Consider the following 11,048-nt stretch of genomic DNA (forward strand, 5'->3'; position numbering starts at 1 on the left):
AAATACCGCCGAGCGAGAAGGTGACAGCGGCATAGCCGAGGATGGAGGCCAGATACGCCTTGTTCCTGAGCAAGGTAAGGACGGTGTCCTTTTTCAGCTTGGCCTTGTCGTGCTGGCTGGCTCCGCGGGCCGGCTCTTTCATGAAGAAGGCGATGAGCAGAGCGATGATGACTCCGGGAACGGCGGAGACGATGAAGGACATGCGCCAGCCGTGATGCTCGCCTACTGTGCCTCCGATGAGGTAGCCGAGCGCCGCGCCTACAGGGATGGCGACGTTGAAGATGGTGAGGACGCGGTTGCGCTGGTCTTCGGGGTAGAAGTCAGCAAGGATGGCGGGCGCGAAGATACCGAAGCTGGCTTCGCCGACACCGAGCGTGGCGTGACGGATGTTGAGCGAGTCGTAGGAGTGGACAGTGGCGGTGAAGAAGTTGATGCCGCTCCAGAAGAGGGCGGCGATGACGATCATCGGCTTGCGCGGAAAGCGGTCGCCCAGCCAGCCGGTGATGGGCGAGGTGAGCATGTAGGCGAGCATGAACCAGAGAGTGAGCGAGCCGATCTGCGCGTCGGTAGTGTGGAATTCGCCCTTGATCTGCTCCTGAACGCCGGGAAGAATGTAGCGGTCGATGTAATTGACGAAGTTGAGCGCGGTGAGCAGGACGAGCGCTGTAGTAGCTCCGACAACGGAGGCAGCGGACGGCTTAGGTTTGGTCGCGGAGGTCATCTAAAAATTTACCTTGGGGGAAGGATAGCAGCGGATTTCGGTTGGCGGGCCGATGTGCATTTGCGGTTCCCCCCTCCCCCGGACCGATGTACCCAAAGTCTCAGGAACAAGGACCTAAGTCCGGATTTGGGTTTACAGGTCTGATTCATTTTCGCGACTAAATGCGAGAACCCGGAGGGGACGGTCTTAAACGCGGAAAGGGGACAGCCTGAGCCGTCCCCTTCGCAAATCTTTGTTACTGTGGTGCTCTAAAGACTAGAGAGGCTGGACGTCAGACGCCTGCCATCCCTTGGGTCCCTTGACCACGTTGAATTGTACGGCCTGGCCTTCCTGAAGGCTTTTGAAACCGTTTGAATTGATCGCCGAGTAGTGTACGAATACATCCTCGCCGTTCTGACGGCTGATAAAGCCAAACCCCTTTGCATCGTTAAACCACTTCACTGTTCCCTGTTCCATTGCTTCTTTCCTTGTACTGCATTGAGTTACGTAGATCCAAATCGGGGTTCTTACATTGGCTAGCGCTGCAGAAAACCAATCTGTTTCAAACGATGTGAGAAGGTTAGCACACCTGGCAAGTTTTTTTGACGAAATGAGATTAATAGTTTGGGTGCACTATTTTCGGTGCATTCCTTTTGATGAGGCAAACAAAGCTATTTATCGGCTGGAAGATGGGCGTGAACGATCTCTTCGGCCCGTTTCAGGACCTCTTCGAGGGTCATGGCCGTGGAGTCCAGAATGACCGCATCGGCCGCGGGCTTGAGCGGCGATTCGGCGCGGTGGCGGTCGCGGTAGTCGCGCTCTTTCAGGTCGCGAAGGATGGCTTCCTCGGCCGCGCGCCGCTGCTCGGCTGACTGCGGCTCCGGGGTCTGGCGGTCTGCATTCTGCTCGACGACCGAAGGCGCTGTGGGAACAGTCTGGCGGAAGCGGCGGTTGCCGCGGACCTCGGGGGCGGCGTCGAGGAAGATCTTGACCTCGGCGTCGGGGAAGACGGCGGTGCCGATATCGCGGCCTTCCATGACCACCCCGCCCTTCTGGCCGAGAGCGCGCTGCTGGAGCACCATCCAGGCGCGGAGATTGTGGTGGATCGAGATCTGCGAGGCGGCGGAGGTGACGTCCTGCTCGCGGACGCGGCGGGAGACGTCGATCCCGTCGAGCAGCACGCGGTTGCCTTCGAGTTGCGGCTCGAGCGTGATGTGGGTGTGGCTGGCCAGATCCAGCAGGGGCGCTTCCTCGTCGAAGGCGAAGTCGTTTTCGATGGCCTTGAGCGCAAGCGCGCGATACATCGCCCCGGTTTCGAGGTTGAGGAAGCCGAAGCGGCGGGCAAGATGCGCGGCGAGGGTGCTTTTGCCCGCGCCAGCGGGGCCGTCGATGGCGATGACGGGCCGCTGGCGTTTGGCTTGCTCAGGCTGCGGGGTTGCGGGGGAAAGCGTCATTCGGCGGAGCCACCTTTTTCAGGTTTGAATTTACGCGCTGGGGCCCGCTTTCCGAAGGGTTTTTTGTTGCCCTTGAACTTATCGAAGGTATTGACAGGTTTGCCGGAATTTTCCCCGGCAGATTTGCCGTAAGGCTTCTTGCCGCCGAAGCTGCCGCCGGTGGATTTTCCGGCATAGCCACCGCTGGATTTTCCGTAGGGCTTCTTCGCTCCGAAACCTCCGGAGGGCTTGCCAGCGTAGCCGCCGGAACCTTCGGGGCGGCTGGGGCGGGCGGGACGGTCCGAAGAAAATGGCCGAGCAGGACGGTCTCCGCGATCCGAGGAGAAAGGACGAGATGGGCGGTCGCCACGATCGGAGGAGTACGGCCGAGCAGGACGATCGCCGCGATCGGAGGAGAACGGACGAGCCGGGCGGTCAGAGGCTGGACGATCCGAGAAGGACCGCGCAGGGCGGTCGCCTCGGGGAGCGTCGAACTTGCGGAAGGGCGGTCCGCTTGGGCGCTCGCCTCGTCCACTTCGCTCGCCGCCACGGTCATCGCGGTCGCGCGAGAAGGCGGGCTTGCTGCCAAAACGGGGTGCTCCCCCTTCGCGGGGAGGACGAGGGCTGAAGCTGCCGGGGGTGCGCGGGCCTCCGAAGGCGGGCTTGTCGCCGAAGGTTCGGCGCGGGGGACGGCTGTCGTTGCCGCCCTCGGGACGCGGAGTGAACTCACGGCGCGGGGGACGGGAATCTCCGAAGTCCCGACGGGGCGGACGGGAGTCGCCAAAATCGCGGCGTGGCGGACGTGAATCTCCGAAGTCGCGGCGAGGTGGGCGGCTGTCGCTGCGGTCGAAGCTTCCGGGGCCGGAGAAGGTCTTGCGCGGGGGGCGGGCATCGCCTGATTCGCTGTCGCGGCGGAAGGCTGGCCGGTCGCTGCCGAAGCTGGGCTTGCTGCCATAGGCTGGCCTGCTGCCGAAGGACGGCCTCGGGGTGTAAGGGCGCTTCCCTTCCCGGTCGAAGCTGGGCTTCCGCGTGTAGGGGCGAGGTGTGTCCTGACGGCGCTCGCTGGAGCCTATCTCGTCTTCGCCGCCTACGTTCGAGGGCGTGCGAGATGCTGCGAGGCGGTCAGCCTTCTCTTCTGCCCACGGCTTGGTGAAGCTGGGACGGTCGGGACGGTTGGACTCGCGGGTGAAGGGGCGACGCTCGCGGCCGGAGGCTTCCGAGGAGTATGGTTTTGCGCCAGGTTTGGCGATATACCCGGTACCGGTCTTGCGCGGCTTGGGAATGAACTTCTTGATGCGCTCGCCGGATTCGGACTCGCCGGATTCGGACTCGCCTTCGCCTTCAGCAGCCACGTCGATGGTCTCTCCTTCTTCCGAAGCAGGCAGGGCGACGGCGAGGAACTCGGGGAGGTCGCCGTTGACGTGGAGAACGGTGCGGCCTTCGATGGCGATAGTCTCGAGCTGACGCGCCGACATCAGCGCGTGCACCACGTCGCGGATGCGCGAGCGCCCGGCCAGCGGAGAGAGGAAGGTTTCGACATCGTCTTCGGTGGCGACGATGGCCTGACCGAGATAGAGAGAGGTGAGCGCCGAGAGCGCGGTGGGCTGGCCTGCGTTGGCTCCGGCCTTGATCTGCTTGGTGAAGCGAGTGGTGGTCAGCTCCCAGAGGGTGGCTGCGCCGTCGGGCTGCGGAATCGGCAGAACGCGGAGGTGCTGCCAGAGCTCGGTGAGGGCGCGGAGAACTGCCGCCTCGGTGACTTCTTTGCCGAGCTGGGTGGCGAGATCGTAGGCCGACATGGTGATGCGCTCGACCAGAACGTTGTAGGTGGCCAACGCGAGCGGGGAGACCTTGGCGGCTCCGCTGGTGGTGGGGGGCTGCTTCCAGGCCTTGTCGCCGCGCAGGGTAAAGATATACGGGAAGGCGAGCGGGGAGACGATGAAGTCGGGGGTCTCGGTGCCAGTGCCGGTGGGGTTGCCGAGGAGATTGAGAGGAACGGCTCCGCCGTCGGCGATGAGGCGGGCGAGCAGGCTGCGCGGCTCGTCGGTCTCGGCCAGCGTGGGTGCGGCGTTGGGAGTGCCAAGAATCGCCTCCACAAAGGACGGCGCGGGGGAGGGGATCTGCTGGGCGCGGGGAGTGTAGAGGACCAGGCCGGAGGCGTTGAGCCAGTCGCGAAGCATGTTGATGGTGAGAATGGGCTCGGCGTTCTGGTGCCAATGGGTGAGGCGGGCGGCGGCGAGCTGGTCGGCCGTGGAGGTGCTTAGGTTACTCAAGGTGTTGCCTTCCTGCTGGGGCGAAACTACCGCGCGACAGCAATTCTTCGGCCTGAGCTGAAGAAGGACGATCTGATGATCTTTGGTTCGACGGAGAGGGTAGGCGATCTATTCGCTGAACCCCACCGCACATTTATAAGAATACTCAAGGTCGAGAGTCGGTCTGGGGGCGTTGAAGCCTTGGCAGGTATGTACCCCCCATCCTACTTTAGTCCTAAAGTCTTGGAACCAGAAGGTTTAAGTCTGGACTTCCATCGAGGCCAGTTTTAAAACGAACACCCAGCCTGGCCGGGTCTCTCTCTTCTGCACTGCTTAAAGTTTACCAGCAATGTCAAGGATTGGATTGTGTGGACGGAGCAGGTTGCGGAATAGACCGTATCCACGAAACCGTACCTCAGGGGCTAAAGCCCCATTCAGACAGAGCAGTTACGGCACGGCTGAAGCCGTGCCCTTAAGCAAAACGGGAGATGGGTTACGGGACGGCTGAAGCCCTGCGCTTAAGCAAACGGGAAATGGGCACTCTGCTCTGAGCACTCCCTCATATCCGCTGAAAGGCTTTGGCGATGTCTTTATGCGAGTAGCGCAATGCGATGGGGCGGCCATGCGGACAGCTTGTGGGATGCTCAGTCTTTCCCAGTTCGGCGAGGAGCCAGTCGATCTTTGCGGGGTCGAGGGGCATGTTGATCTTGATGGCGGCGTGGCAGGCGATGCTGGCGGCGATGCGGCGGCGGCGGGTCTCGGAGTTCTCCGCCTGCTGCTCGCGGTCGGGGACGGCGAGGACTTCTTCGAGCATTCGTTCCAGCTCGCGGCCTTCGAGGCCTACGGGCGCGGCCTTGATGGCGATAGTGTTGGGACCGAAGGGCTCGGCCTCGAAGCCGTTGCGGTCGAGTTCGTCGGCGAGGCGGGCGAAGGAGACCATCTGGGCGGGGAGAAGATCGATCAGCACCGGCATCAGCAGGCGCTGGCGCTGGACTTTTTCTACCTCGCGTTCGCGGAGGATCTTTTCGAAGAGGACGCGCTCGTGGGCGACGTGCTGGTCGACGATCCAGAGGCCTTCGTCATTGACGGCGAGGATGAAGGAGTCGCGGAGCTGACCGAGTGGCTTCAGTGTAGCGAGCGCGTTGAGGGTCTCGCTCTCGTTGGGGGTGGGGGCCTCGTAGCCCACGGGGACCTGCGCTTCAGGAAAAGCGAGGCGGCCTGGAGATTCGGGGACCTGCGGAGCGGCGAGGGTGAATAGCGCGACGTCGGTTGCGGTGGGATCGGCTTCGGACTGTGGCTGCCCATTTGGCTCAAATACGGGTTGTGACGGGCCATTCGACAGCGGGCTTACATCGATCAGAAGCGAGGCGCTGGCGTGGGGAGTGTTGTGCAGGGCGGCGGCGAAGCTGGCTACGGGACGGCTCTGCATGAGCGTGGTGCGGACGGTGTCGCGGATGAAGTCATGGACGAAGCTGGACTGGCGGAAGCGGACCTCGGTCTTTGCAGGATGGACGTTGACGTCGACCTCCTGCGGCGGCATTTCGAGGAAGAGCAGGACGACCGGGAACGACGTTGGCGGGATGATGTTGCGGTAGGCCTCGCCGAGCGCGTGGAGGACGAGCTTATCGCGCACGAGGCGGTGGTTGACGAAGACGTAGACGGAGTTGCGATTGAGCTTTTGCAGCTCGGGCTTGGAGACGAAGCCGGTGATGCGAAGGTAGCCGGGATCGGGCGGGGTGTAGTCCTGCTCGCGCTTCCACGGCGGCGGCTCGGGGAGGCCGGCGCGGGTGAAGTCCATCTCGGCGGTGGTCGGGAGCATGAGGCCCGAGGTCTCGCGGCCGAAGATCTGGAAGAGGCGTTCGGCGCTGTTGCTGACCGCTGGCGCTACCAGAAGAGCTTGCGTGGTGTTGTGCAGCTCGAAGTGTTTGGTGGGATGGGCAAGCGCGTAGTTGGTGACCAGAGAGGCGATGTGCGAGAGCTCGGTCTGCTCGGAGCGGAGAAATTTGCGGCGCGCAGGCGTATTAAAGAAGAGGTCGCGGATGGTGATGGTGGTTCCGGCGGGAAGACCGGCCTCTTCGACGCGAAGGATGTTGCCTCCGGCGATCTCGACGAGGGTTCCGGCTGCTTCTTCAGGCGCACGGGTCTCAAGGGTGAGGCGGGAGACGCTGGCGATCGAAGGCAGCGCCTCGCCGCGGAAGCCGAGGGTGGAGATGGAGAGGAGGTCATCGGAGGTGCGAAGCTTCGAGGTGGCGTGACGCTCGAAGGCGAGCAGAGCGTCGTCCTTGACCATGCCGTGGCCGTTGTCGGCGATGCGGATGAGCTTGCGGCCACCGGCTTCGACCTCGATGCGGATACGGGTGGCTCCGGCGTCGATGGAGTTCTCGAGCAGCTCTTTGACGACGGAGGCGGGACGTTCGACGACTTCTCCGGCGGCTATCTGGTTGGCTACCAGGTCAGAGAGGATGCGGATACGGCCCATAGAATGCGATTGTACGGGAGCAGGGCGTGTGAGTTCCTTGCGACGAACTTTTGAGGGCACGCCAAAAAAAATGGCCGCCTCCATGAGAGGCGGCCATGCGCAAAGGTTTTACAGGTACTGCAACTCATCAGGCCGGTTGCGGCCTGGATGAGATCTCGTTAGCAGCTCTCTGGGCTGGCGGTCTGCGCGCCCATGCGGAAGTAGAGCAGGCCTGCCGCCGCGATAAGGCCGGTGGCAAACAGCAGAAGCGACGAAGGCTCGGGAACAGGAGACGGAGAGGTGCCGGAGGTGCCGGAGACGGTGAAGGTTCCGTAGGATGCAGCCTGGCCATCGTTGTAGTAGAAGGCATAGCCCCCGGTGGAATCGAGAGTAAAGCGCTCCGGAGTGGTGCCAATGGTCTCAGAAAAAGTGATGTCGTTGATCTGACCGTCGTAGAAGCGGACGAGGGTGGTTCCGGTTGCCCCGGCGAGCGAGAAGTTCTGTCCGTCGATGTTGAAGGTGACATCGAGCAGGCCGCCGTTGGCCTGGGTGTAGTCCACCTGCCCGGTCGAGGGGACGGCGCTGTTGAGTGTAATCGTTCCGGTACCGCCATAGGGGGAGCCGGCACCGGGAGTGAGAGTCAGGTTGTAGGTGATGGGCGAGGCGTGCAGCGTGGCTGGCACAACCAGGGTAAGGACGGCAGCACAGAGGGTAAAGAGAGCGGCTTTGAGGATGGTCGATTTACGGGTCCGGAGAGTTCCTGGCAGAGAGAGCATTGAAAGTCCTTCAAAAGAAGATTAGGTACAAATCACGACCGACGTTCAGTTAGTAAGCATTTGGGTCGCCAAACTGCGGATTCGCCGATTTCAAGGGAAATTTGACGAATCGGCTATTGCCGCTCCGACGAGTCGCTGGAAGATGTCCATGCGATTACCCACATGTGCATTTTTTTGCCACTCGTAAGTCGATGAAATTTCCTCTTCTTTTCGGGTGAGGAAATGGATGGTGGCCAGACCACTTCAAAGTTGTGTACACTTCGCTGGCTGATGGAAACGCCTCTCTTGCGGAAACTATTTCCAGCCAACAGAAGCCCATTGGGCCGATGGGCTTAGCGCAGGGTTGAGAGCCCTGTTTTGAGAGAGGGTGGATTCAAGCACTAAGCGGCACAACCAATGTATGAGGAGATATGCATGGCATCGCAGGATACGAACAGAAGAAATTTCTTGAAGATAGGCAGTTCGGCGCTGGCGGCTACCGCCGTCTCGTGGAATGCGACCAGCTACGCCAGCATCGTTGGTGCGAATGACCGGGTGAAGGTCGGCATCGTAGGCTGCGGCGACCGGATGAAGGGCGCCCTGATCCCTGCGTTTCAGGCCAATTCCAAGGACATGAACTTCGAGATCGTTGCCGTGTCGGACATCTGGAACCGGCGGCGCGAGGAGGGCGCTGCCTATATTCAGAAGCTGAGTGGCAACCAGATCGCTTCGGTGCGCAACAACGACGAGCTGTATGCGCGTAAGGATATCGATGCCGTACTGGTGGCGACTGCAGACTTCCAGCATGCGCGGCATGGCACCGAGGCCGTGAACGCCGGACGCGATGCGTATGTCGAAAAGCCAACTGCACACACCATGGAAGACGCACGGCTGTTTCGCGCGGCCGTACATAAGACGGGAAAGATTGTGCAGGTGGGAACGCAGCGACGCAGCACTCCCAGCTATATGAAGGCGGCGGAGTACATCAAGTCAGGCAGGTTCGGCGACATCGTGATGGTGGAGATGACGTGGAACGTGAATCAGCCAGGCCGGTGGCGCAGGCCGGACGTTGTGCCTCTTCTGAAGGAGCAGGATACGGACTGGAAGCGGTACCTGATGAACCGTCCCTATGAGCCGTTCGATGCGCGGAAGTATCTTGAGTTCCGTCTGTTCTGGCCTTACTCCTCGGGGATTCCCGACCAGTGGCTGGTACACCAGATCGACACCGTGCATTGGTTCAGCGGTCTGCCGCACCCGCGCAGCGTCGTGGCCAATGGCGGCATTTATCTGTGGAAGGACGGCCGCAAGAATTGGGACACGATGACGGCGGTCTTCGACTATGGCCCGCTCGATGATCTGTCGAAGGGGTTTCAGGTGCAATATACTTCGCGGTTCACGAATTCGGCTGGTGGCGTGAAGGAACTCTACTACTCGAATGGCGGGATGCTGGATATGTCGAAGCAGACGGTGACTCCGACGGGCGGGTTGACAGCGAAGTCGGCTGCGGAGATGAAGATGCAGCCGAACCTGCTGCCCAGCTTTCCGCTCGTAGAGCATGCGGAGGCGATGGAGACAGGCCTTGGCACGCATGTCGATGCCGAGACCTCGGCGAACATGCGCAACTGGATGGAGTGCGTGCGGTCGCGCAAGACGCCCAATGCGGATATCGAGGCCGGGTATAGCCACTCGATCGCGCTGTGCATGAATATTGCCGCCATCCAGACGGGGGAGAAGGTGACCTTCGACGACAAGACGCAGCAGGTGATGGCGGGGGGAAAGGTGCATGCATAAGCTGGTCTTGTACGGTGTGATGGCTATGGTTGGACTGGGAAGCTCGGCTCAGGTTTTTGCCAAGGATGCAGGGCACGGCGTTGAGGTTACGAAGAATGAGGCAGGGCGGCGCGTCGATGTCACCATCGATGGCAAGCCGTTCACCTCGTATGTGTGGCCGACGACGCTGAAGAAGCCTGTGCTGTTCCCGCTGATTGCGGCGGATGGAGTGACGGTGACGCGCGGGTATCCGCTGGCTCCGCGAGCGGGCGAGCGCGTCGACCATCCGCACCACGCTGGTCTTTGGTTCAACTATGGCAATGTGAATGGGTTCGACTTCTGGAATAATTCAGACGCGATCAAGCCTGAGAACCGCGAAAAGATGGGAAGTATCTACCTGGAGAAGATCGTTTCTGCGAAGAGCGGGCGCGATCATGGTGAGCTGACGGCTGATTCGGTATGGGTCACGGGCAAGGACCAGAAGATCATCAACGAGACGACTCGCTATGTGTTTTCGCAGTCTGGCGATGAGCGGGTGATCGATTTCGTCACCACGCTGCATGCGCTCGATAAGGTGGTCTTCAACGACGACAAGGAAGGCGTGCTCGGAATTCGGGTCGCGCATTTTCTGGAGTCGGCGACGGAGAAGGGCGGCATCTTTTCCGATGCCAATGGGCGTCCGACGAAGGTTGATGCCGGGAATACCGCGGGTGCGACCGGAGTGTATCTGACCAGTGAGGGCAAGAAGGGCGATGCCGTCTGGTCGACGCGGGGGCGCTGGTGCGAGCTGACCGGCACCAACGCGGACGGAAAGACGGAGACGATTGCGATCATCGACAACCCGACGAACCCCGGCTATCCGACTTATTGGCATGCTCGCGGCTATGGACTTTTTGCCGCGAACCCGCTGGGGCGGAAGATCTTCGATCCTTCACAGACGGCGTTTGATTTCACCATCGACAAAGGGAAGAGCGCGACGTTCCGATACAGAGTGATTCTGTTCTCTCATGCTGCTTCGGCGGAAGAGATGAATCAAGCTGCGGACCGCTTTGCTGGGGAATATAAGTAGAACGTCGATTCGAGCGGTTCTCCTCCAGATGTAGTTTTGGTGATTCGAGCAAAACGCAGATTCCCTTCGGGAATGACAAATAAAGGAAGTTGCACCCGACAAACGAAGGAAGCTGCACCTGAAGGAAAGAGCTATAAACAAAATGAGGGATGGGCTAATGCCCATCCCTCATTTTTTCTTGGTTGAGATTACTTTTTCTTTTTCAGCTTGGATTTGGGCTTGGCTTTGGTGGGTGTCGTGTCGCGGTCGCCGACCATGTGCAGACGCATGAAGTTGGTTGCGCCGGACTTGGTGCGGGTTCCGGCGACGATGCCTACGATCTGGCGAGGCTGGACGTGGCCTCCTTTTTCAAGGACCTCTTCGGCCATGTTGACCAGCTTGTCGGTATCGCGGAAGCGGTCGCAGAGGATGGGGTAGGTGCCCCAGAGCAGCATGGAGCGGTTGATGACCTTCTCGAAGGGCGAGAGGGCGAAGATGGGCGGCTCGGGGTGGTATTTGGAGAGCAGGCGGGCGGTCATGCCGGTCTCAGTGAAGATGGCGATGGCGGCTACGTCGAGATCATCCGCCGCGCCGCCGAGTATCGCAAGCCCGTCATCACGGCGACGCAGATGCTC

Annotated in this window: 9 protein-coding genes; 2 read left to right on the plus strand and 7 right to left on the minus strand. The window is 61.0% G+C overall.

Annotation, left to right across the window (positions count from 1 at the left end; translation table 11 throughout):
• From VMU57_RS00905 to VMU57_RS00930, 6 genes are all read right to left on the minus strand, one after another.
• Window positions 1-721: MFS transporter (locus VMU57_RS00905; RefSeq protein ID WP_325379832.1), on the minus strand; the 721-nt coding region annotated here is incomplete at its 3' end.
• 255 nt (window positions 722-976) lie between these two features.
• On the minus strand, window positions 977-1,177 hold the full coding sequence (locus tag VMU57_RS00910) for a cold-shock protein (protein ID WP_013581125.1): 201 nt from the start codon (window positions 1,175-1,177) through the stop codon (window positions 977-979).
• Window positions 1,178-1,371: 194 nt separating this feature from the next.
• Window positions 1,372-2,154, minus strand: coding sequence for a (d)CMP kinase (gene cmk, locus VMU57_RS00915; protein WP_325379842.1), 783 nt, complete (start codon window positions 2,152-2,154; stop codon window positions 1,372-1,374).
• Complete coding sequence (locus VMU57_RS00920; RefSeq protein WP_325379844.1) at window positions 2,151-4,403, minus strand: hypothetical protein; 2,253 nt, start codon at window positions 4,401-4,403, stop codon at window positions 2,151-2,153. Before VMU57_RS00920 ends, cmk begins: the two co-directional genes overlap by 4 nt.
• A gap of 538 nt (window positions 4,404-4,941) precedes the next feature.
• Window positions 4,942-6,861, minus strand: a complete 1,920-nt coding sequence (mutL, locus tag VMU57_RS00925; RefSeq protein WP_325379846.1) for a DNA mismatch repair endonuclease MutL — start codon at window positions 6,859-6,861, stop codon at window positions 4,942-4,944.
• Window positions 6,862-7,019: 158 nt separating this feature from the next.
• A complete protein-coding gene (locus VMU57_RS00930) occupies window positions 7,020-7,616 on the minus strand; it encodes a PEP-CTERM sorting domain-containing protein (RefSeq protein ID WP_325379848.1) in 597 nt (198 codons plus the stop codon).
• Window positions 7,617-8,063: 447 nt separating this feature from the next.
• Here VMU57_RS00930 and VMU57_RS00935 point away from each other — a divergent pair, with 447 nt between their 5' ends.
• Both VMU57_RS00935 and VMU57_RS00940 read left to right on the plus strand, forming a co-directional pair.
• Window positions 8,064-9,386 (plus strand): Gfo/Idh/MocA family oxidoreductase, encoded by a 1,323-nt coding sequence (locus VMU57_RS00935; protein ID WP_325379850.1) that lies wholly within the window; start codon window positions 8,064-8,066, stop codon window positions 9,384-9,386.
• A complete protein-coding gene (locus VMU57_RS00940) occupies window positions 9,379-10,434 on the plus strand; it encodes a PmoA family protein (RefSeq protein ID WP_325379852.1) in 1,056 nt (351 codons plus the stop codon). Before VMU57_RS00935 ends, VMU57_RS00940 begins: the two co-directional genes overlap by 8 nt.
• A 188-nt stretch (window positions 10,435-10,622) precedes the next feature.
• Here the strand turns inward: VMU57_RS00940 and VMU57_RS00945 are convergent.
• A partial coding sequence (locus tag VMU57_RS00945) for a pyruvate kinase alpha/beta domain-containing protein (protein ID WP_325379854.1) occupies window positions 10,623-11,048 on the minus strand: 426 nt, incomplete at its 5' end.

The organism is Edaphobacter sp. (genome assembly GCF_035532915.1).
Lineage (GTDB): Bacteria > Acidobacteriota > Terriglobia > Terriglobales > Acidobacteriaceae > Edaphobacter.